The following is a 22,079-nucleotide window of genomic DNA, read 5'->3' as shown; positions in this document are numbered from 1 at the left end:
CGTGGTGACGACAACCCATTGCGCGCCGGAAGCGGCGCGGTGCCGTGCTCAGGCCGTCGGCTGCCCGGTGTGCGACGTGAGGATCAGCGGGGCGAGGTCGAAGCCCTGCTGGCGCGCGATCCCGAGGTAGTGCTCGCGGACGAGTTCGTCCAGCGCCGGCTCGCGCGCGAGCAGCCACAGGTACTTGCGGTCGGGACTGCCGACCAGGGCGACGGTGTAGCCGGGATCGAGCGCGATGATCCAGTAGTCGCCCCTGGTGAACGGGATCCAGCGCAGGCCCTCGGGCAGGAACGTCACCTCGAGCCGGCTGCCGCGATCGTCGTTGGCGGTGGCGCGGCCGACCGCTTCGTCGACCTCGCCGTCCAGGCGCATCCGGTTGCGCACCTCGACCGAACCGTCGTCCTGCAGCGCGTAGGTCGCCGAGACATCGGTGGCCTCGCGCGGCTCGTGCCGCATCGGCAGGCGCGCGATTTCGTACCAGGTGCCCATGTAGCGGGCGAGGTCGACGGCGGGGACGGTCTTGAGTTCGGGCAGGTCGCTCATGCGGGATCCGATGGAAGAAGGGGAACAGGGCCGGGACACGGTAGGGCGGCGCGGGTGAAGCGACCGTCGCGCCGCAACGGCCGGCGGCGCGCACGGTTCAGCCCGGAGGCGGTGGCCCCGCCACGGCACGGGCGAGGTCGTCCTGTCCGTCTTCGGCGCCGGGCGAGGTGGTGTCGGCGGTCGCCGGACCGGGCCGCGGCGAGCGGCGCGGGCTGCGCTCCTCGCGCGCGATGTCCGCGCGCAGCCGCGGCAGGGCCTGCGGATGGCAGCGCTCGAGGAAGTCGATCATGCGCTCGCGCACCACGCAACGCAGGTCGAACAAGTCGCCGGAATTACGCGCGCTCACCAGCAGGCGCACTTCCATGGTGTGTTCGCGGGTGTCGGTGACCTGGGCGATGCACACCCGCCCGTCCCAGCGCGGATCCTCTTCGCAGATGCGCTGCAGCTGCGCGCGCACTTCGTCCATCGGCGTGCGGTAGTCGAGCCACAGGAACGCGGTGCCGAGCAGCTGGGCGCTGGTGCGGGTCCAGTTCTGGAACGGGTTCTCGATGAACCACTGCAGCGGCACCACCAGCCGCCGCTCGTCCCAGACGCGCACCACCACGTAGGTGCTGGTGATCTCCTCGATCCGGCCCCACTCGCCCTCGACGATCACCACGTCGTCGAGCCGGATCGGCTGCGCCAGCGCGATCTGCAGGCCGGCGATGAGGTTGCCGAACACCGGCCTGGCGGCGATGCCCGCGACCAGTCCGAGGATGCCCGCCGAGGCCAGCAGGGTGGCGCCGAGCTGGCGGATCGCGGGGAAGGTCATCAGCGCCAGCGACACGCCGACCAGGACGATCGCGCCCTGGGCCACGCGCGCGATCACCCGGGTCTGGGTCTGGATCCGGCGCGCGGCGAGGTTGTCCTCCACGTCGACCGGGTGTTCGCGCAGGATCCGCGCCTCCAGCGCGGCCACCACGCGCACCGCCAGCCAGACCGCGCACAGCAGGACCCCGATCCCGAGCCAGTGCTGCGCCTGCGCCACCGCGGACGGCGGCAGCGGCGTGGCGCGCACCGCCTGCATCAGGAACAGCAGCGGCAGCGCCAGCGCCGCCGGCACCACGATCACCCGCACCACCCGCGCGGACGTGCGGGAGGCGGCGTGGCGGTCGGCGCGGCGGGCGACGGACAACAGCAGCTGGCGCACCACGAGCCCCAGCAGCAGCGCCGCCAGCAGCGGCCACGCGGCGGCGATGGCCTGTTGCCAGTCGGGCATGCCGGCGTATCCGTGGACGGGGAACGGAAGACCGTCGCATGCACGGCGTGCACGCGGCGTCGATTCGTGGAACTCGCATCGCGGCGCGTGCTGCGCTAGCGTGGCGCTCCGGTCCAGACGGGAGCATCGAATGCGCAGCGCGATCCACGCACGTTTCGGCGATCCGGCCGAGGTCCTGGCGCCCGGCGACAGCCCGGTGCCGGAGCCCGGCAAGGGCGAGGTGCGCGTGCGCATGCGGCTGGCGCCGATCCACAACCACGACCTGTTCACCATCCGTGGGCAGTACGGGTGGAAACCGACGCTGCCGGCGATCGGCGGCAGCGAAGGCTGTGGCGTGGTCGACGCGATCGGCGAGGGCGTGGAGGGCTTTGCGCCGGGGCAGCGGGTGACCGCCGCGTCGGCGCGCGGCACCTGGGCGGAATACTTCGTCGCCGACGCGCGCGCGCTGGTGCCGGTGCCCGACGCCATGCCGGACGAACTGGCCGCGCAGCTGGTCGCGATGCCGCTGAGCGCGCTGATGCTGCTCGAATCGCTGGCGGTCGGACCGGGCCAGTGGATCGTGCAGAACGCGGCCAACGGCGCGGTCGGCAAGACCCTGGCGATGCTGGCCGCCGCGCGCGGCGTGCGCGTGCTCAGCCTGGTGCGGCGCGAGGAAGGCGTCGCCGAACTGGCGGCGCTGGGGGTGGAGGACGTGCTGTGCACGCAGTCCGACGGCTGGCGCGACGCGGCACGCGAGCGCCTCGGCGCGGACGGCGCGCGCGCCGCGGTGGATTCGGTCGGCGGGCGCGCCAGCGCCGACCTGTGCGGCCTGCTCGGCCATGGCGGCGTGCTGGTGTCGTTCGGCGCGATGGGCGGCGAACCCATGCACGTGCCGCCCGGCGACGTGATCTTCCGCGACGTGCAGGTGCGCGGGTTCTGGGGCAGCAAGGCCAGCCGCGAGATGCCGGCCGAGCGCAAGCGCGCGCTGTTCGCGGAACTGGTCCAGCGCGCGCTCGACGGGCAGCTGCGCCTGCCCGTCGACGCGATCTACGACCTGGAGCAGGTGGCCGAGGCCGCCGCGGCGAGCCAGCGCCCGGGCCGCGGCGGCAAGGTGCTGCTGCGCGGCTGACCGCGGCCGCCGCGCCTCCCGTCAGTCCGCGGTGACGGTCTCGAGGATGCGCTTGCCGGCGGCGATGTCCTCGGCCGCGCGGTCGGCCGCGGCCCCGTTCGCCTGCGCCGCGTCCTTGCCGCAGCGTCCGGCCAGCAGCGGGCAGTGCTCGCTCATGTAGTCGATCTCGAGGTTGAGCCGCTCGAGCAGGAAGTCGATGAAGGCGCGCACCTTCGGCGATTGGCCGTGCCCGCGCGGGAACACCGCGTTGAACTCGTACTCGGGGCCGACCCAGCCGGCGAGCACGCGCTTGACCTTGCCCAGTTCCACCGCCTGCTTGACCATCACGTCGGCGCCGATCACCAGCCCTTCGCCGCACAGCAGCGCGCCCTTGAGCGCGGCCGGGTCGTTGGCGACCAGGATCGGGTTGATCGGGAACTGGCGCTGGCCGCTGCCGTCGTCGAGCGTCCACGCGTAGCCGTTGCCGTGGCGGTGCTTGTGCATGGCGAGCGTGCGGTGGTACTGCAGTTCGTCCGGATGCAGCGGCTCGCCGTGGCGCTCGACGTACGAGGTGGCCGCGAACACCTGGGTGCGGATGGTGCCGAGCCGGCGCGCGACCAGGCTCGAGTCGGGCAGCGGCCCGAGCCGCAACGCCAGGTCGATCTCGGTGGCGATCAGGTCCACCGGTTCGTTCGACAGCGTCATTTCCACCCGCACCTCCGGGTGGCGCATGTGGAACTCGCCCAGCAGCGGCGCGATCTTGTCGATGCCGATCGAGTACGGCGCGGTGAAGCGCAGCCAGCCGCGCGGCCCGGCCTGGAGCTGGCCGACCGCGCTCTCGGCCTCGATCAGGTCGCGCGCGATGCGCTGCGAATGTTCGTAGTAGACGCTGCCGGCCTCGGTGAGGCCGAGCTTGCGCGTGGTGCGATGGAGCAGCTGCGCGCCCAGGCGCGACTCCAGTTCCTGCACCTTGCGGCTGACCGTGGTCTTGGGCAGGCGCAGCGAGCGGGCGGCGCCGATGAAGCTGCCGTGCTCGACCACCTTCACGAAGATCAGGGTCTCGTTGAGATCGTGGGTCATCGCGGTCATCGCCGCCTCCCTGGGTGTGTTTGTTGATTGGCCCGCCTGCTGGACAATTATTCCCTTGATTGGGGACTAATCAAGTCCTGATTCGAGGTGCAGGATGTGCGCCATCCCCACCGACGGACCGCTGCCATGCCCGCCGTCCCGCACCGCCAGCTCTCCCGCGCCAGCCTCGCCATGCTGCTGGCCGTGGACCTGTTGGCCCTGAGCGCACTCCTTATCGATCAATGGTTTGCTGTTGGCGCCGGCTGGAGCTGGCTGCTTGGCGCAGCCCTCACCCTGGCCCTGTTGCCGGGCGTGCTGTGGCTGGTCGATCGGGTGTTCGCGGCGGCCTGCAGGGTCGAAGACATCCCTCTGACGGGAGAAACATTCCCATGAGCGGGATAATTGATTCCGGGACAATGGGTCGCGCCCTGGTCGTGCTCGGCGCCGGCAGCGCCGCCGGCCGCGGCGTGGTCGAGGCGGCGCTGGCCGCCGGCCGCGCGGTGCTGGCCGTGGGCATGGACGACGCCACCCGCCAAGCGCTGTCCGGCCGCCATCCACAGGGCCGCCTGCGCGCGCTGCTCGCCCCCGTCGCCAGCGACGCCGACGCGGCCGCGCTGGCGCGACGGCTGCGGACGCCGGGCCTCGTCGTCGACGGCGTCGTCGCCAGCCTGGCCGGCTCGCATCCGTGCGGGCGCCTGATCGACGAACCGGCCGAGGTCCTGCAGCGCACGCTCGACCAGGACCTGCTGCCGCACCTGTTCGCCGCGCGCCACCTGTTGCCGCTGCTGGCCGAAGGCAGCGCGGGCTACGTGCTGATCGGCGGGCCCGGCGGACGCTATCCGTGGGCCGGCTACGGCCACTGCTCGATCGCGGCCGCGGCACTGCGGATGATGGCGCGCGTGCTGCACGAGGAAGCAGGGCGCGAGGGCCAGCGCGTGCAGCTGCTGTCGATGGACGCGCCGGTCGCGGCCGATTCGCCCGCGGCGCTGGCACTTGGGCGTCGCGCGCTGGCGATGCTCGACGAAGCGCGCCACCAGTGTCCGGCGCCGATCCACGACTACGCCGGCGAAATGACTTCCGCAGTCATTGCCGGCACGCCCGCCGCCGCCGCATCGTTCCACGGCATCCGCGCGCACCGCACCACCGCCGGCGACGTGCTGCCCGCGCGGCACATGCGTTCGGCGCGGGCGCTGCTCGATGCCATCGCCTCCCCCACGTCACCAGGAAGTGTCCACGATGAATACTGACCGACGATTCCCCTCCCCCGCACGGCGCGTCGCGCGCCTGTTGCCGCTGCTGCTGGCCGCGGCGCTCGCCACCGCCTGCAGTTCCAGCGCCTCCGACGGCGCCGAGACGATGCCCGCCCCCGAGGTGAGCGTGGCCCGCGTGCTCGAACGCGAGGTACGCCAGTGGGACGACTTCACCGGCCGCGTGGTCGCGGTCGAGACGGTCGAGCTGCGCCCGCGGGTGAGCGGGTACGTGCAGCGCGTGGCCTTCGAGGAAGGCCAGCTGGTGCGCAAGGGCGACCTGCTGTTCGAGATCGACCCGCGCCCCTACCGCGCCGCGCTCGCCCGCGCCGAGGCCGAACTGGCACGGGCGCGCAGCGAAGCGCGCCTGGCCGCGGCCCAGGACGAGCGCGCCCGCGCGCTGGTCGAGGCGCGCGCGATCTCGCGCGAGGAGTTCGAGACCCGCAGCGCCGCCAGCGCCCAGGGCAACGCCGCGGTGCGCGCGGCCGAGGCCGCGGTCGCCGCGGCGCGCCTGGACCTGGAGTTCACCCAGGTGCGTGCCCCGGTCGACGGCCGCGCCGGCCGCGCCATGGTGACGGTCGGCAACCTCGCCCAGGCCGATGCCACCGTGCTTACGACGGTGGTCTCGCAGGACCCGGTGCACGTGTACTTCGAGGCCGACGAACAGACCTGGCTGCGCTACAGCCGCAACGCGGCGGCCGGCCGCGGCGACGGCGAGCGCAAGGTGCGCGTCGGCCTGGCCGGCGAGGAGGGCCTGCCGCACGAGGGCACGCTCGACTTCATCGACAACCGCGTCGATCCGGCCACCGGCACGATCCGCGCGCGCGCGGTCCTGCGCAATCCCGACGGGCTGTTCACCCCGGGCCTGTTCGCCCGGGTCCAGCTCGAGGACGCGCGCGAGACAACGGCGCTGCTGGTCGACGACAAGGCCGTGCTCACCGACCAGGACCGCAAGTACGTCTACGTGCTGGGCGAGGACAACACCGCCCAGCGCCGCGACGTCGAGCTTGGCCGCGTGATCGACGGCCTGCGCGTGGTGCATTCGGGGCTCTCGACCGAAGACCGCGTGATCGTCAGCGGCGTGCAGCGGGTGTTCATGCCCGGCATGCCGGTCGCGCCGAGGGAAGTGGCGATGGCCTCGCCCCCGGAGGCGGCCGACGCCACCGCCGACGCGGGCCGGCAGGCCGCGCGCTGATGCCGTAGCGCCGGGCCGCCGGGCCGGCGGCCCGGCGGCAGCTTTCCCCAACGGGCCGTCCCTCCCCCGCGGCCCGCCCGGCTGGCGGTCTCCCCGTTCCCTCCCTCTGCGGGGAGGCCGCCGGGCCGGGTTTTTTCTTCCATGCCGCGCATGCGCGGCGATCGCGGCGACCGCCGCAAGGACTTCCCCCCATGGACTTCTCCAGGTTCTTCATCGACCGACCCATCTTCGCCGCGGTGCTGTCGATCGTGATCTTCGCCGCCGGCCTGATCTCGATCCCGCTGCTGCCGATCGGCGAATACCCGGAGGTGGTGCCGCCCTCGGTGGTGGTGCGCACCGTGTATCCCGGCGCCAATCCCAAGGAAATCGCCGAGACCGTGGCCACGCCGCTGGAGGAGGCGATCACCGGCGTCGAGGACATGATGTACATCAAGTCCGTCGCCGGCTCCGACGGCGTGCTGCAGCTCACCGTCACCTTCCGTCCCGGAACCGATCCGGACGACGCGACGGTGAAGGTTCAGAACCGCGTGTCGCAGGCGCTGGCGCGCCTGCCAGAGGACGTGCGCCGCCAGGGCGTGACCACCCAGAAGCAGTCGCCGGTGTTCCTGATGGTCGTCCACCTGACCTCCGAGGACGGCCGCTACGACTCGCTGTACCTGCGCAACTACATGCGCCTGCACGTGCGCGACGAGCTGGCGCGCATCGACGGCGTCGGCGACGCGCAGCTGTTCGGCGGCGGCGACTACGCGATGCGGATCTGGCTCGACCCCGACCGGGTGGCCGCGCGCGGGCTCACCGCCGGCGACGTGCTGCGCGCGGTGCGCGAGCAGAACGTGCAGGTCTCGGCCGGCCAGCTCGGCGCCGAGCCGATGGCCAACGGCAGCGACTTCCTGCTGCCGATCAACGCGCGCGGGCGCCTGGAGAGCGTCGAGGAGTTCGGCGACATCGTGCTCGAGGCCGGCGCCGACGGCGAGATCGTGCGCCTGCGCGACGTGGCCCGGATCGAACTGGCCGCGGGCGACTACACCCTGCGCGCGCGCCTGGACGGCAAGAACGCGGCGGCGATCGGCATCTTCCAGGCACCGGGCGCCAACGCGCTGCAGATCCGCGACGCGGTGGTGGCCAAGATGGACGAACTGCGCCCGCGGCTGCCCCCCGGCGTCGAGATCCAGTCGATCTACGACACGACGATCTTCGTGCGCGATTCGATCAAGTCGGTGATCAGCACGCTGCTCGAGGCCACCCTGCTGGTGGTGCTGGTGGTGATCCTGTTCCTGCAGACCTGGCGCGCCTCGATCATCCCGCTGCTGGCGGTGCCGGTGTCGGTGGTCGGCACGTTCGCCGTGCTGTACGTGCTGGGTTACTCGATCAACACCCTGACCCTGTTCGGCCTGGTGCTGGCGATCGGCATCGTGGTGGACGACGCCATCGTGGTGGTGGAGAACGTCGAGCGCCACATCGAGGAAGGCGCCAGTCCGGTGGAAGCGGCCCACCTGGCGATGCGCGAGGTGTCCGGGCCGATCATCGCCATCGCCCTGGTGCTGTGCGCGGTGTTCGTGCCGATGGCCTTCCTCGACGGCGTCACCGGCCAGTTCTACAAGCAGTTCGCCGTCACCATCGCGATCTCCACGGTGATCTCGGCGATCAACTCGCTGACCCTGTCGCCGGCGCTGGCGGCCAAGCTGCTCAGGCCCCGCGACGCCGCCAGGGACGCGCCCACGCGCGTGATCGAACGCCTGTTCGGCTGGATCTTCCGCCCGTTCAACCGCTTCTTCCAGCGCAGCTCGCAGCGCTACGAAGGCGCGGTGGGGCGCGCGCTCGGACGGCGCGGCGCGGTGTTCGTGGTCTACCTGGTGCTGCTGGCGGGCGCGGCGGTGATGTTCAATGCCGTGCCGGCGGGCTTCATCCCGGTGCAGGACAAGCTGTACCTGATCGCCGGCGTGAAGATGCCCGAGGGCGCCTCGATCGAGCGCACCGACGCGGTGATGAAGCGCATGGCGGCGATCGCCGGGGAGATCGACGGCATCCGCAACGAGGTCGCGTTCCCGGGCCTGAACCCGCTGCAGTTCACCAATACGCCCAACAATGGCGTGGTGTTCTTCACCCTGGCGCCGTTCTCGGAGCGCTCGCGCAGCGCCGAGGAGATCACCGCCGAGCTCAACCAGAGGCTGGGCGAGATCCAGGACGGCTTCACCTTCGCCTTCATGCCGCCGCCGATCCAGGGGCTGGGCAACGGATCGGGCTGGTCGCTGTTCGTCGAGGACCGCACCCGGCTGGGCTACGGCGCGCTGCAGGAGGCGGTGCAGGCGTTCCAGGGCGCGGCCGCGCAGGCGCCGGGGCTGGGCTACCCGATCACCAGCTACCAGGCCAACGTGCCCCAGCTCGACGCCGTGGTGGACCGGGTCAAGGCCAAGGCCCAGGGCGTTCCGCTGACCGAACTGTTCGAGACCCTGCAGACCTACCTGGGTTCGGCCTACGTCAACGACTTCAACCTGTTCGGCCGCACCTGGCAGGTGATCGCGCAGGCCGACGGGCCGTTCCGCGACCAGGTCGAGGACATCGCCAACCTGCGCACGCGCAACGCCGCCGGCGACATGGTGCCGATCGGTTCGATGGTCGACATCCGCCAGGCCTACGGCCCCGACCCGGTGATCCGCTTCAACGGCTATCCGGCCGCGGACCTGCTCGGCGAGTCCGACCCGCGGGTGCTGTCCTCGGGCCAGGCGATGGCGCAGGTGACGGCGCTCGCCGCCCAGGTGCTGCCGCCGGGCATGGCGATCGAATGGAGCGACCTGAGCTACCAGCAGGCCACCCAGGGCCGCGCGTCGCTGGTGGTGTTCCCGCTCGCGGTGCTGCTCGCCTTCCTGGTGCTCGCGGCGCTGTACGAGAGCTGGACGCTGCCGCTGGCGGTGATCCTGATCGTGCCGATGACGATGCTCTCGGCGCTGGTCGGGGTCTGGCTCACCGGCGGCGACAACAACGTGTTCGTGCAGGTCGGACTGGTGGTGCTGATGGGCCTGGCGTGCAAGAACGCGATCCTGATCGTCGAGTTCGCGCGCGAGCTCGAGCTGCAGGGCAAGGGCATCGTCGAAGCGGCGCTCGAAGCCTGCCGGCTGCGGCTGCGCCCGATCATCATGACCTCGGTGGCGTTCATCGCCGGCACGGTGCCGCTGGTGCTGTCCTCCGGCGCGGGCGCCGAGGTCCGCTCGGCCACGGGCGTGACCGTGTTCGCCGGGATGCTGGGCGTGACCGCGTTCGGCCTGTTCCTCACCCCGGTGTTCTACGTGGCGCTGCGCAAGCTGGCCAACCGGCCGCTGGTGTCGCATGCGCCCCGGCCCGCGGCGCACGAGCCGGTGCGGATCGACGCCTGAGGATCGACTCGCGGAACCGGCCGGCGCTGCGCCGCCGGTTTCCCCCACCCCGGGAGGTGCGGCCGGGCGCCGCCTCTCCCCGCTGCAGAGGATTCCATTGCCATGACGTCCATCCCTTCCCCCCGGATCGCGCTGGTCACCGGCGCCACCCGCGGCATCGGACTGGAGACGGTGCGCCAGCTCGCCGAGGCGGGCGTGCACACCCTGCTGGCCGGGCGCAACCGCGAACGCGCGATCGCCGCGGCGCTGGTGCTGCAGTCGCATCGGCTGCCGGTCGAGGCGCTCACCCTCGACGTGACCGACGAGGCCGGCATCGAGGCCGCCGCCGCGGAGGTCGAGCGCCGCCACGGCCGGCTCGACATCCTGGTCAACAACGCCGGCATCCTGATCGACCAACCCGGCCAGCCGGTGTCCGCGCAGTCGCTGCAGGCCTGGCGCACCACGTTCGAGACCAACCTGTTCGGGCTCGTCGCGGTCACCCGTGCGTTCCTGCCGCTGCTGCGCCGGTCGCCGGCCGGGCGCATCGTCAACGTCTCCAGCATCCTCGGCTCGACCACGCTGCACGCGCGGCCGGGTTCGCCGGTCTACGACATGAAGGTGCCCGCCTACAGCGCCTCCAAGGCCGCGGTCAACGCCTGGACCGTGCATCTGGCCTGGGAACTGAAGGACACGCCGGTCCGGGTGAACGCCATCCACCCCGGCTACGTCCGGACCGACATGAACCGCATCGACGGCGAGCAGCACGGCGAGCTCGCGCCAGCCGACGGCGCGCGCACCAGCGTGCAGCTGGCGCTGGCCGGCGACGACGCGCCGAACGGCGGATTCTTCCACCTCGGGGAGGTACTGCCATGGTGAAGCAACTCGTGACCGGAACCCTGGCCGCGGCGCTGCTGTCGGCCTGCATGGTCGGCCCCGACCACGTGCGGCCGCACATGGCGGTGCCGCAGCGGTTCGAGGCCGACGCGTCCGCCCTCGAGGGCGCCACGGACGTGGCGTCGGCCGAGGATGCCTTCCTCCAGGGCCTGGGCGATCCGCTGCTGGCGAGGCTGGTCGACGAGGCCCTGCAGGCCAACCACGACCTGCGGATCGCCCTGACCCGCTTCGACCGCGCCAATGCGCTGCTGCGCGGCGCGCGCTTCGACGCCCTGCCCACGATCACCGCGCACGGCGAGGCCGCCGACGTGCGCAGCAGCGCCGACCAGGCGCCGGGCCTGGCGCGCGAGGCGCGCGACGGCGAGTCCTGGAGCGCAGGCGTCGCCGCCAGCTGGGAGCTGGACCTGTTCGGCCGGGTGCGGCGCGCGATCGAGGCCGGCCGCGCCGAGGCCGAGGCCAGCGCCGCCGACCTGCGCGCGCTGCAGGTGGCGGTGGCCGGCGAGGTCGCGCGCACCTACGTGGAACTGCGCGGCACCCAGGAACGCCTGCGCGTGGCGCGCGCCAACCGCGACAACCAGCAGCGCACGCTCGAACTGGTGACCGCGCGCCTGGACGCCGGCGCCGGCACCGAGTTCGACACCGCGCGCGCCCGCGCCCAGCTCGAGACCACCGCCGCGACGATCCCGGCACTCGAGGCGCAGGAACAGGTGGCGATGCACCGGCTGGCGGTGCTGACCGGGCGCGACCCGGGCGCACTGGTCGCGGAACTGTCGCCGGCCGCTCCGCTGCCGTCGCTCCCGCCGCGGATCGACCCCGGCACGCCCGGCGACCTGCTGCGCGCGCGCCCGGACGTGGCCGCCGCGGAGGCGCGCCTGCACGCGGCGACCGCGCGCATCGGCGTGGCCACCGCCGACCTGTTTCCGCGCTTCACCCTGGGCGGGCTCATCGGCAGCCAGGCGATCGACTCGAGCGCATTGTTCGAACGCGACAGCGAGACCCGGATCGTGGCGCTCGGGGTCGACTGGTCGTTCCTCGACGTGGGCCGCGTGCGCGCGCGCATCGCCGCGGCCAACGCCGATGCGGAGGGCGAGCTGGCGCGCTGGCAGCAGGCGGTGCTGCTGGCGCTGGAGGATGCCGAGAACGCGCTGGTGCGGCATTCGCGCGCGCGCGCCACCGACGCCCACCTCGAGCGCGCCGCGCGCGACGCGGCCGCGGCCGCGCGGCTGGCGCGCGCCCGGTACGAGGCCGGCGCCTCGGGCCTGCTGGAAGTGCTCGACGCCGAGCGCGTGCAGCTGCAGGCCGAGGACGCGTTCGCCGACGGGCGCACCCGCAGCGTGGCGAGCGCCGTGGCGCTGTACAAGGCGCTGGCCGGCGGCTGGCCGCGGCACGTGCCCGAACGCGAGCGCATCGCCGGGCGGCGCGAGCTGCCCGACGCGCAGGCGGCCGAGCGCCGGGTGGCGTCCCGCCCCTGAGCGGCGGGCGCTACCATAGGCGGCCCGGATCCCGCAGGCAGGAGTCGCCGTGAGCCACGACAACGACACGCGCAACGGCGTGCCCCGCGCGCAGGCCGAGGAAGCGGTGCGCACCCTGCTGCGCTGGGCCGGCGAGGACCCGGCGCGCGAGGGCCTGCTCGACACCCCGCGGCGCGTGGTCGACGCGTACACCGAATGGTTCAGCGGTTACGGGCTGGACCCGGACGAGTACATGGCCCGCACCTTCAAGGAGGTGGCCGGCTACGACGAGATGATCGTGCTGCGCGACATCGAGTTCGAGAGCCACTGCGAGCACCACATGGCGCCGATCATCGGCCGGGTGCACGTGGGCTACCTGCCCGACGGCAAGGTGGTGGGGATCAGCAAGCTGGCCCGGGTGGTCGACGCCTACGCCCGCCGCTTCCAGGTGCAGGAAAAGATGACCGCGCAGATCGCCGGCTGCATCCAGCGCGCGCTGGCGCCGCACGGCGTGGGCGTGGTGGTGGACGCCAGCCACGAATGCATGACCACCCGCGGCGTGCACAAGCGCGGCGTGAGCATGGTCACCTCGACCATGCTCGGCAGCTTCCGCGAGGACGCGCGCACCCGCGCCGAGTTCCTGCGCTTCATCGAGACCGGACAGGGCCGGCGCTGAGCGCATGGCGCAGGCCTGCGACTGCGGCAGCGGCCGCGCCTACGGCGACTGCTGCGGCCCGCTGCACGCCGGCGCGCCCGCGCCCGACGCCGGGGCGCTGATGCGCTCGCGCTACGGCGCCTACGTGCGCGGCGACGCCGGCTACCTGCTGCGCAGCTGGCACCCGTCGACTCGCCCGGCCACCCTCGACTTCGATCCCGATGCCCGCAAGCGGCCGGTGTGGCTGGGCCTGCAGGTCGAGTCGCATGTGTCGACCGGCCCCGACACGGCCGAGGTCGTGTTCGTCGCGAAGTACCGGATCGGCGGCGGCAGCGTGGTGCGCATGCGCGAGCACAGCCGTTTCGTGCGCGAGGACGGGCACTGGTCCTACCTCGACGCCGTTCCCCCGCCGTAGCAGCGGCTTCAGCCACGACCACGCAGCGCCCACCTCGAACGACCTCCAGCGTGCGCCCTGGCACACGAGCGGGCTTTCCGGTCTTTCCCGTCGAAGGACGGTCCCGGTCGCATCGTTCGCATGCCGTCACGAGGGAGCGGGTCGACACGTGCGCGTCCGTCCGCGGCCCCGGCGGCCACGCGCACCGCGCGTGCATTCGCCGCGCCCGTGAACGTCGCCCAACGCCCCGCCACGCTATGCTGCTGGCCCCGTTCCCCCACGGTGCCCCGCGATGTCCCGCGCCCCCACGCTTGTCGCCGTTTCCCTCGCCGTGCTGGCCTGCGCGCTGCCGCTGGCCGCGATGGCACAGCAGCCACCCGCCGTCACGTCCGCGCCCGCGCAGGCCACCGACGATCCGGAGTACCGCCGCTGCGTCACCGGCCGCCTGCGTCCGCAGGCCGTGGCGCGCGGCATCCCCGGTGAGGCCTTCGACCGCTACATGGCGGGGATCGCGCCCGACCGCAGCGTGCTCGCCCTGCTCGACGCGCAGCCCGAGTTCACCACCCCGATCTGGGACTACCTCGCCGGCCTGGTGGACGACGAGCGCGTGGCCGACGGGCGCGCGATGCTGGAGACGCACCGCGAACTGCTGGCGAAGGTCTCGGCGCAGTACGGCGTGGATCCGGAAACGATCGTCGCCGTGTGGGGCGTGGAAAGCGACTACGGCCGCGTCTCCGGCAAGCGGCCACTGTTGCAGTCGCTGTCGGTGCTGTCGTGCTTCGGCCGCCGCCAGGAGTTCTTCCGCGGCGAGTTGCTGGCCGTGCTCGAGCTGCTCCATCGCGGCGACCTGCGCGACCCGGGCATCACCGGTTCCTGGGCCGGCGCGTTCGGCCACACCCAGTTCATGCCGACCACCTACGCGCGGATCGCCGTGGACGGCGACGGCGACGGCCGCCGCGACCTGGTCGGCAGCATCCCCGACGCGCTGGCCTCGACCGCGAACTACCTCAAGCGCAGCGGCTGGCAGCCTGGCCGGCCTTGGGGCCATGAAGTGAAGCTGCCTGCCGGCTTCGACGCGTCGCTGGCCGGGCGCACGAACCGGCGCCCGATCACGGACTGGCTCGCGCGCGGCGTGACCGGCGCCGACGGCAGCGCGATCGCGCCGTCGGACGCGCGCAGCGCGATCGTGCTGCCGGCCGGGCGCGACGGTCCCGCGTTCCTGGTGTTCCGCAACTACGACGCGATCTATTCCTACAACGCGGCCGAGAGCTACGCGCTGGCGATCGCGCTGCTTTCCGACCGCCTGCGCGGCGGCGGCGGCCTGGCCACGCCGTGGCCGACCGACGATCCCGGGCTGTCGCGCGCGCAGCGCCGCGAGCTGCAGACCCTGCTGCTCGCGCGCGGGCATGCGATCGGCGAGGTGGACGGCATGATCGGCACCCGCACCCGGCGCGCGATCCAGGCCGAGCAGCGGCGCCTGGGCCTGTCGCCCGCCGACGGGCGCGCGGGCCTGCGCATCCTCGAGGCGCTGCGCGCGGACGCCCCGGCCGCGCCCTGACCGGCGCGCGTTGGACGGCGGCGCGAAGCGCGACCGCCGGCGTTCGCATCGACACCGGCCTCGATGCCCGGCGCAATCCGGTGCCGCATGGTGTAGTCGCCGCGCCGCGCATGCATCGCTGCCGGACGGGGATATTCGCCGCCCTTGCGATTCGCGCATAATCCGCCGCTTCGCGCCGACGCATCGGATGCGCCATGACCTCCCCCGCACCCTCGCCGCGCAAGGCCGCTCTGGTCTTCATCTTCCTCGTCGTGCTGATCGACGTGCTGGCGTTCGGGCTGATCATTCCCGTGCTCCCGCACCTGGTCGAGGAATTCACCGGCAGCACCGCGACCGCGGCGCTGTGGATCGGCGTGTTCGGCACCGTGTTCGCCGCGATCCAGTTCCTGTCCTCGCCGGTCCAGGGCGCGCTGTCGGACCTTTACGGGCGGCGCCCGGTGATCCTGCTCTCGTGCCTGGGCCTGGCGGTGGACTTCGTAATCATGGCGTTGGCGCCGTCGCTGTGGTGGCTGCTGCTGGCGCGGGTGTTCTCGGGCGTGTTCGCGGCCAGCTTCAGCACCGCCAACGCCTACGTCGCCGACGTGGTGGCCCCCGAAGCGCGGGCGAAGAGCTACGGCATGATCGGCGCGGCGTTCGGGCTCGGCTTCACGATCGGCCCGGTGATCGGCGGCTGGCTGGGCGAGATCGACCTGCGGATGCCGTTCTGGTTCGCCGCGGGGCTGGCGCTGGTGAACTTCTGCTACGGCCTGTTCGTGCTGCCCGAATCGCTGCCGCCGCAGTCGCGCGCCACGCGCTTCGACTGGCGCGCGATCCGGCCGTACGCGGCGATCCTGCTGATCGGGCGCTATCCCCGGATCGTCGGCCTGGCGGCGGTGGTGTTCATCGCCAACCTCGCCCACTACGTGTACCCGAGCGTGTTCGTGCTGTTCGCCGACGTGCGCTTCGGCTGGGGTCCGTGGCAGGTGGGCTGGGTGCTGTTCCTGGTCGGCGTGTGCAGCGTCATCGTCAACGCGGCCGTGGTCGGGCGCGTGGTGCGGGCGATGGGCGAGCGGCGCGCGCTGATCTTCGGGCTGTGCTGCGGCACGGTCGGGTTCGCGGTGTACGCGTTCGCGCCGCAAGGCTGGATCTTCCTGCTCGGCCTGCCGGTGAGCGCGCTGTGGGCGATCGCCGCGCCGGCCAGCCAGGCGCTGATCACGCGCGAGGTGGACGTGGACATGCAGGGCCGGATCCAGGGCGCGCTGATGAGCCTGGTGTCGGTGGCCGGGATCATCGCGCCGATCGCGTTCGCCAGCGTGTTCGGCCTGTTCATCGGCGAGCGCGCGCCGGTGGAGTTCCCGGGCGCGGCGTGGGCGCTGGCCGGGCTGCTGCTGGCGCTGGGCGCCGTCATCGCCTGGCGGCACGCACCCCGCCATGCCGCGGCGTCCGTCCAGCCGGACTGAACCCGGCGGCGTGACCCCCGGCACATCCCGGGGGCGGACGGAGGTGGGAGCATCCCGCCATCGACGCAACGGAGGTGCCACCATGCGGACGAAGACCACCGCGGCGACGCTGCTGGCCCTGCTGGCGGCCGGCTGCGGCAGCTACGAGGTGCGCGACAGCAACGCCGCCGTCGACCGCAATCCGGCCTGCGCGAGCCGACCCGACCGCCCCGGCGAGCCGGTGTCGCGCGACTGCGAGCGCGAGGCCAGCGCGACCTGGAGCAGCGAGCGCCGCGACAGCGCGCCGGTGGATTTCCGCCGCAGGCGCGGCGACGACTGAACGATGCGGCGCCCGCGCCGGGGCGGCCCGGGCGCAGGCGCCTTCGCGACTCGGCTTCAGCCGCAGTTGAACGACTGCACCGTGCCGCCGTCGTCGGTGAGGATGTTCAGGCGGTCGCCACGGTAGTCCATGGTCGCCGCGTCGCCGGGCTTGAGCACGCGCACGCTGTTGGCGCCGCTCTGCGACCGGGCGCGTTCGACCAGTGCCTCGGTCGCCTCCTCGCCGATCAGCGACTGCACCGCCGCGGCGTCGCAGCCGGGGCGCGTGTCCTCGAACGCGGCCCCGCTCTCGTCGGGCGCCGTCGGCACCGGGCCGCCGAGGGCCTCGGCGTCCGGCCCCGCGGCGGGGTCGGTCCCGCCGGTGGCGCCCATCGCCTCGGCCGGCGGCGCTTCGACCGGTTCCATGGCCGGCTGCCCGGGCTGCGCGGGCTGCTCCGGCGCGGGCGGTTCGGCCGGCGGTTCGGGCGCGGGCTGCTGGCAGGCGGCCAGCGGCAGCGCCAGGACCAGCGCGAGCAGGCCGGCGCGCGGAAGCACGGGGTTCGGGTGTCGCATGGGCGGACTCCGGCGGAACGGGCCGTCCACCTTACCGCCCGCCCCCCGCGCGCGCGAACCGTGGCGCGGGGCCGGGGTTGGGACCGGTTCAGGCCACGGCGCCGCGCTTGGCCGGCGGCAGCGCGCGCCGCAGCAGGGCGTTGAATCCCGTCGCCAGCAGGCCGAAGCCGGCCTCGGTGGGGTGGATCTCGTCGTACCAGAAACCGGCATCGTCGCGCGAGCCGACCGCGGAGAAGTCGGCGTAGGCGAACTGCCCGGGCCAGGCCGCGCGCGTGGGCGCCAGCACCTGGTCGCGGAAGCCCTCGACCAGCAAGCGCTGCGCGAAGCGCTCCGCTTCGGCCTTGCTGCCGAGCACCGGCTGCATCACCGGCCACAGCCAGGGCCCGACCGTGCCCATCACCAGCGCCGCCAGGCCCAGGTCGCGCACGGTCAGTGCGCCGGGCTTGCCGATCGCGTGCCGCGATGGCGGCGCGTAGCCGTGGCCGAGCACCCGGAAGTGGTCGCCGACGCCGGCCATCTGCGCCATCAGCGTCGCGTAGCGCGCGCGCAGGCGTTCGAAGGTGCCGTGCGCGACCACCGCGTCGAACGCGGCGTCGGCGTCCATGCGCCCGCGGCCGGCGAAGATCGCGGCCAGGCGCTCGCCGAGGCAGTCGTTGCCGCCGGCGCTCACGCACAGCAGGTCGAAGCCGCGCGAGGCGAAGCGTTCGGCATTGTTGGCGCACGCGGCCGGCGTGAGCATGCGCGCCGCGGTCAGCCCGGGCTTGCCGAGGCGGATCGACATGCCGTCGATGCGCGAGAAGCTGTGCCAGGCCAGATTGCGGTACAGCGGGGTGGTGAACCACGAATCGCCCCAGTAGGCGACGAGCGGCCGCCGCTCCAGCCACGCCTCCCATTCGCGGCGCGCGCGCGAACGCGGGGCGCCGCTGGCGGCGTTGAGCTGGCCCCAGTTGTCGTAGATGCGGCGCAGCGGCATGGCCATGCCCTCCCGCGGCGAGTCTGCGCCGTGCCGCCGCCGGCCACCAGTCCCGTGGCGGGAATCGGCCGCGCGCCGCGTTTGCACTACAGTGGCGGACGGGGGGATCGGCCAACGCACATGGAGGACGCGGTGCGCCTGAAGGACGTCATGCCCCGGCCCCGGAGCCGCCGGCGCAAGGACAGCCGGCTCCCCGACATCCGCGCGGTCAGGGACGCCGAACTGCGCACCATCCTCGGGCCGGCGCTGCGCCGCGACCCGCAGTCGGTCGAGGCCTGGGGACTGGCGCTGTCGGGCGGCGGCATCCGCAGCGCCACCTTCGGCCTGGGCGTGCTGCAGGCGCTGGCGCGCAACGGCCTGCTGGAGTGCTTCCACTACCTGTCCACGGTGTCCGGTGGCGGCTACGTCGGCGCCTTCCTCCAGGCGCTGGTGCGGCGGCATGGCTTCCGCCGGGCGTTCGCGACCCTGGGCGCGCCGGACGACGCCGGCCCGGCGCGCGCTCAAGACGCGCCCGCCGACACCCGGCCGCTACGCCACCTGCGCGAGTACAGCAACTACCTGGCGCCGCGCAAGTCGCCGTTCTCCGGCGACACCCTCGGCATGGTCGGCACCTACGTGCGCAACGTGCTGCTGGTCCAGGTGCAGCTGTGCGCGCTGATCCTGGCGCTGTGCCTGCTGCCGCTGCTGGTGTACGCGGGCGCCGACGTGCTCACCCGCCGCTGGCCGGTGGTGCCGCTGGTGGCCTCGGGCATCGCCGGCATGGCGGCGATGCTGATGCTGGCCTATGTCAGTACCTGGGCCGACCGCCGGCCGCAGGGCGATGCGGAGACCGAGCCGCCGCCGCGCCCGGTGGTGCTCGCCGCGCTCGGCACGATCCTGTCGCTGGCGCTCGGCTCCATGCTGGGCGCGCTGGGGCTCGCGCGGTACCAGCACCTGCCGGCGCCGCTCGCCGGCGCGGTCGGCTGGCTGCCGCCGGAGTGGAGCGCCGCCGGCGCCGACCTGGGCGTGGCCACCGCCGCGCTGTACCTGCTGATCTGGCACGGCTGGCTGGCCTGGAGCGGGCTGGCCGGCAGGCGCCAGGCGCCACCGCCCCCGCTGCTGCGGCATCCGTGGCGGTTCGTACTGGGAACGGCCGGCGCGGCCGTATTCGCGGGGCTGCTGGTCGCGCTGCTGCGCGGCTGGCTGGCGACATGGGCCGGCAGCGACGGCCTGTGGCACGTCCTGGTGGCCGGCCCGCTGCTGATGGCGCTGGCCGTGGCCCTGACCGCGATCGTGCACCTGGGCCTCGCCGGCCCGGCGATGAGCGACCTGCAGCGCGAGATCTGGGCGCGCGTGGGCGGCAAGACCTGCGCCCTGGTGGCGCTGGGGATGACGTTGTCGCTGGGGCTGACCATCTACGGCCCGTGGCTGCTGCGCGCCGGGGCGGAGCAGGGCCGGCAGGCGCTCTCGGCCGCCGGCTGGGCGGGCGTGGCGACCTGGCTGGCGACCACCGGGCTGGGCCTGCTGGCCGCGCACGGGGCGCGCCTGGCCAAGGCCGGCACCCGCCGCTCGCGCTGGATCGACCTGCTGGTGCGGGTGGCGCCGTGGATCTTCGTGTTCGGCCTGCTGGTGGCGCTGAGCCTGGCCGGACACGTGCTGCTGCAGCTGGCAGGCCCGGCGCTCGAACACCTGGCCGGCGGCACCGCCGCGGCACCGGCGCCGCCGACCGGAAACGGCCTGCCGGCCTACCTCGACGGGCTGCGGGCGACGGTCGAGGCCTACCCGCGTGCGCTGGCGCTGCTGGTGCTCGCCGCGCTGGGCACGTGGTTGCTGTTCGCCTGGGCGGTGGACGTCAACGAATTCAGCCTCAACGCCTTCTACCGCAATCGCCTGGTGCGCTGTTACCTCGGCGCCAGCAACGTGCCGCGCAATCCCGAACCGACCACCAACTTCGACCCCGACGACGACCTGCCTCTGGCCGACGTGGTCGAACGCGAGCGCATGGACGACGGCACCCGGCCGCTGTATCCGCTGATCGGCACCGCGCTCAACCTCGTCGCCGCCAGGCAGCTCGACTGGCAGGACCGCAAGGCGGCCTCGTTCTGCCTGAGCCCGGGCTGGTGCGGCTGGCTGCCGCCCGATTCGCGCGCAGGCGAACGGCCGATCGGCGACACCGAGGCGGCGATCGCCGCCACCGCCGGCCCCGGCCGCCGGCCCGGGCGCGACGCGCTCGCGTCCTCGCTCACCCTCGGCGGTGCGATCGCGATCTCGGGCGCCGCGGTCAATCCCAACATGGGTTACCACAGCTCGCCCGCGGTGACCTTCCTGCTCACCCTGTTCGACGCGCGCCTGGGCTGGTGGCTGCCCAACCCGCTGCACCCGGGCCATCCCAGCGGCGACGCGGTGCCGTTCTTCGGCCGCTGGCTGCTGGCCGAACTGCTCGGCCGCACCCATGCCGGCGGCAAGTTCGTGCACCTGTCCGACGGCGGCCACTTCGAGAACCTCGGCATCTACGAACTGGTGCGCCGGCGCTGCCGCTTCATCCTGTGCGTGGACGCCGCGGCCGACCCGGCGCGCGCGTTCGCCGACCTCGGCAACGCCGTGCACAAGTGCCGGGTCGATTTCGGCGCCGACATCGACCTCGACGTGTCGGGGCTGGTCCCGCGCGACGACGGCACCGCCGAGCGCAGCTGCGCGGTCGGCCGCATCACCTACGCCGACGGCGCCACCGGGACCCTGCTCTACCTCAAGCCGACCCTGACCGGCGAGGAGCCGGCCGACGTGCTGCACTACGCGCGCAGCCACCCGGCGTTCCCGCACGAACCGACCTCCGACCAGTACTTCGACGAGGCCCAGTTCGAGAGCTACCGGCGGCTGGGCGAGGACGTGGCGCGACGCGCGCTGGAGCCTGCGCTCGAACGCCTGCGCACGGCGGCCGCCGGCCACGGGCCGCCGCGGCTGGGGCTGACCGACTCGCCGGACAAGGGCAAGCTGCTGATCGCGCTGCGCCAGCGCTGGGTGGCGCCGTTGCCGCGGCTCGACGAACGCTTCGCGCGCCACGGCGAGGCGCTCGCGCGACTGCTCGACCGGCTGCGCGACACGCCGGCGCTGGCGGTGCTCGACGCGCAGTTCCATCCCGCCTGGACCGATCTGGTCGAAGCGCCGCGCCAGGCCGGCGAGCCGCCGGCCTCGCCGCTGGAGCGGCGCACCCGGATGCCGGACCCGGCCGACTTCCGCGCCTGCTTCTACTTCTGCCAGGAACTGATCCGGCTGATGGAGGCGGTGTACCACGACCTCGGCCTGGAGCACGCCTGGGACCATCCGGACAACCGCGGCTGGATCAACGCCTTCCGCCACTGGAGCTGGGCGCCGATGTTCCGCATCGCCTGGGTGGTGGGCGCGCCCACCTTCGGCGCGCGCTTCGTGTCGTTCTGCCAGCAGCGCCTTGGCCTGCCGCGCCTGGACAACGACGGCCCGAAGCGGATGCTGCGCCTGGATCGGCACGAGGTCGCGGCCGACGGGGACTGGGCGGGCCTGTGCCGCAGGCTCATGGCCGAAGGCAGGATCAACCACGTCGAGCACTCGATCCTCACCTCCGGCCCGCTGGCCTCGCCCGCACCCACCCACCTGTTCCTGCTGCGGCTGCGCTGGTCCTCGGTGCTGGCCCGCACCAGCCACCGCATCCCCGACACCACGCTCGGGGTCGCGGTCGTGTCGGGACGCACGCTGCGCCTGCTGCGGGTGCAGGACCACGTGCGCCGGCTGGGCCTGGCCACCGAATTCATGCGCCTGCTGATCAACCGCCACGTGGTGACGGCGGTCGACATCCGCGGCGGCCACTACGGCATCGGCGGCATCTGCCTGGACCGCCACGCGCGCCGGCTGCAGGCCTGGCTGCAGCGGACGCTCGCGCTCGCGCGGCACCGCCACCAGGCGCGTTCGGACGCCGCCCGGGCCAAGCTGCGCCGCGGGCGCGGTCCCGAGGCCGCGCCGCCGCGGGCCGGGGATGGCCAATGAGGCGGGGCCTGCCGCGCCCCCGCACGGGCGTTGCCATGACGTTCCACACGTTCGCACCCCCACGCGCGCCCTCTAGCGTGCTTCCCGATGCCGCCACCGGA

At 73.5% G+C, this 22,079-nt stretch carries 18 protein-coding genes; 13 read left to right on the top strand and 5 right to left on the bottom strand.

Features of this window, described 5'->3' with window-relative positions:
- Positions 1-48: 48 nt before the first annotated feature.
- Positions 49-543 (bottom strand): lipocalin family protein, encoded by a 495-nt coding sequence (locus LUTJ29_RS0100695; protein ID WP_027070854.1) that lies wholly within the window; start codon positions 541-543, stop codon positions 49-51.
- Between the two features lie 97 nt (positions 544-640).
- A complete protein-coding gene (locus LUTJ29_RS0100690; RefSeq protein ID WP_027070853.1) occupies positions 641-1,801 on the bottom strand; it encodes a mechanosensitive ion channel domain-containing protein in 1,161 nt (386 codons plus the stop codon).
- Between the two features lie 130 nt (positions 1,802-1,931).
- Between LUTJ29_RS0100690 and LUTJ29_RS0100685 the strand changes: the two genes are divergently transcribed.
- Positions 1,932-2,909 carry a zinc-binding dehydrogenase gene (locus LUTJ29_RS0100685; RefSeq protein WP_027070852.1) on the top strand — a complete coding sequence of 326 codons (978 nt, stop codon included), beginning with the start codon at positions 1,932-1,934 and terminating at the stop codon, positions 2,907-2,909.
- 21 nt (positions 2,910-2,930) lie between these two features.
- Here the strand turns inward: LUTJ29_RS0100685 and LUTJ29_RS0100680 are convergent, their stop codons facing one another.
- Positions 2,931-3,968, bottom strand: coding sequence for a LysR family transcriptional regulator (locus LUTJ29_RS0100680; protein WP_027070851.1), 1,038 nt, complete (start codon positions 3,966-3,968; stop codon positions 2,931-2,933).
- A gap of 135 nt (positions 3,969-4,103) precedes the next feature.
- Here LUTJ29_RS0100680 and LUTJ29_RS18775 point away from each other — a divergent pair, with 135 nt between their 5' ends.
- The 11 genes from LUTJ29_RS18775 (at position 4,104) to LUTJ29_RS0100625 (ending at position 16,458) form a co-directional block, all read left to right on the top strand.
- Entirely contained in the window at positions 4,104-4,349 is a 246-nt protein-coding gene (locus LUTJ29_RS18775; protein WP_027070850.1) for a hypothetical protein, read from the top strand.
- 23 nt (positions 4,350-4,372) lie between these two features.
- The gene (locus tag LUTJ29_RS15625) at positions 4,373-5,203 is read left to right on the top strand and encodes an SDR family oxidoreductase (protein ID WP_051322557.1); all 831 of its coding nucleotides are present in this window, start codon (positions 4,373-4,375) and stop codon (positions 5,201-5,203) included.
- Positions 5,193-6,398, top strand: a complete 1,206-nt coding sequence (locus LUTJ29_RS0100665; protein WP_051322556.1) for an efflux RND transporter periplasmic adaptor subunit — start codon at positions 5,193-5,195, stop codon at positions 6,396-6,398. Before LUTJ29_RS15625 ends, LUTJ29_RS0100665 begins: the two co-directional genes overlap by 11 nt.
- A 191-nt stretch (positions 6,399-6,589) precedes the next feature.
- Positions 6,590-9,769 (top strand): multidrug efflux RND transporter permease subunit, encoded by a 3,180-nt coding sequence (locus LUTJ29_RS0100660; protein WP_027070848.1) that lies wholly within the window; start codon positions 6,590-6,592, stop codon positions 9,767-9,769.
- Between the two features lie 111 nt (positions 9,770-9,880).
- Positions 9,881-10,624: an SDR family oxidoreductase gene (locus tag LUTJ29_RS0100655; RefSeq protein ID WP_027070847.1), complete on the top strand. Its 744-nt coding sequence runs from the start codon at positions 9,881-9,883 to the stop codon at positions 10,622-10,624.
- Positions 10,618-12,114 (top strand): efflux transporter outer membrane subunit, encoded by a 1,497-nt coding sequence (locus tag LUTJ29_RS0100650; protein ID WP_027070846.1) that lies wholly within the window; start codon positions 10,618-10,620, stop codon positions 12,112-12,114. Before LUTJ29_RS0100655 ends, LUTJ29_RS0100650 begins: the two co-directional genes overlap by 7 nt.
- A 49-nt stretch (positions 12,115-12,163) precedes the next feature.
- Positions 12,164-12,769 carry a GTP cyclohydrolase I FolE gene (folE, locus tag LUTJ29_RS0100645; protein ID WP_027070845.1) on the top strand — a complete coding sequence of 202 codons (606 nt, stop codon included), beginning with the start codon at positions 12,164-12,166 and terminating at the stop codon, positions 12,767-12,769.
- Between the two features lie 4 nt (positions 12,770-12,773).
- Positions 12,774-13,163 carry a YchJ family metal-binding protein gene (locus LUTJ29_RS0100640; protein WP_027070844.1) on the top strand — a complete coding sequence of 130 codons (390 nt, stop codon included), beginning with the start codon at positions 12,774-12,776 and terminating at the stop codon, positions 13,161-13,163.
- A 340-nt stretch (positions 13,164-13,503) separates the two neighbouring features.
- A complete protein-coding gene (locus tag LUTJ29_RS0100635) occupies positions 13,504-14,700 on the top strand; it encodes a lytic murein transglycosylase (protein WP_043740126.1) in 1,197 nt (398 codons plus the stop codon).
- 194 nt (positions 14,701-14,894) lie between these two features.
- Positions 14,895-16,139, top strand: a complete 1,245-nt coding sequence (locus LUTJ29_RS0100630; protein WP_027070842.1) for a tetracycline resistance MFS efflux pump — start codon at positions 14,895-14,897, stop codon at positions 16,137-16,139.
- A gap of 82 nt (positions 16,140-16,221) precedes the next feature.
- Complete coding sequence (locus LUTJ29_RS0100625) at positions 16,222-16,458, top strand: hypothetical protein (protein ID WP_027070841.1); 237 nt, start codon at positions 16,222-16,224, stop codon at positions 16,456-16,458.
- A 56-nt stretch (positions 16,459-16,514) separates the two neighbouring features.
- On the opposite strand, the gene LUTJ29_RS17930 is transcribed toward LUTJ29_RS0100625, so the two are convergent.
- Together LUTJ29_RS17930 and LUTJ29_RS0100615 are read right to left on the bottom strand one after the other, a co-directional pair.
- A complete protein-coding gene (locus tag LUTJ29_RS17930) occupies positions 16,515-17,009 on the bottom strand; it encodes an I78 family peptidase inhibitor (RefSeq protein WP_084524511.1) in 495 nt (164 codons plus the stop codon).
- Positions 17,010-17,097: 88 nt separating this feature from the next.
- The gene (locus tag LUTJ29_RS0100615; RefSeq protein WP_198012641.1) at positions 17,098-17,988 is read right to left on the bottom strand and encodes a hypothetical protein; all 891 of its coding nucleotides are present in this window, start codon (positions 17,986-17,988) and stop codon (positions 17,098-17,100) included.
- Between the two features lie 144 nt (positions 17,989-18,132).
- Here LUTJ29_RS0100615 and LUTJ29_RS17925 point away from each other — a divergent pair, with 144 nt between their 5' ends.
- On the top strand, positions 18,133-21,978 hold the full coding sequence (locus LUTJ29_RS17925; RefSeq protein WP_156911522.1) for a patatin-like phospholipase family protein: 3,846 nt from the start codon (positions 18,133-18,135) through the stop codon (positions 21,976-21,978).
- The last annotated feature ends 101 nt before the right edge of the window (positions 21,979-22,079 follow it).

This window comes from Luteimonas sp. J29 (assembly GCF_000472505.1).
Classification (GTDB): domain Bacteria; phylum Pseudomonadota; class Gammaproteobacteria; order Xanthomonadales; family Xanthomonadaceae; genus Luteimonas.
Note: the sequence above shows the minus strand (reverse complement) of the source record. Positions and strands in the feature narration are given on the sequence as shown.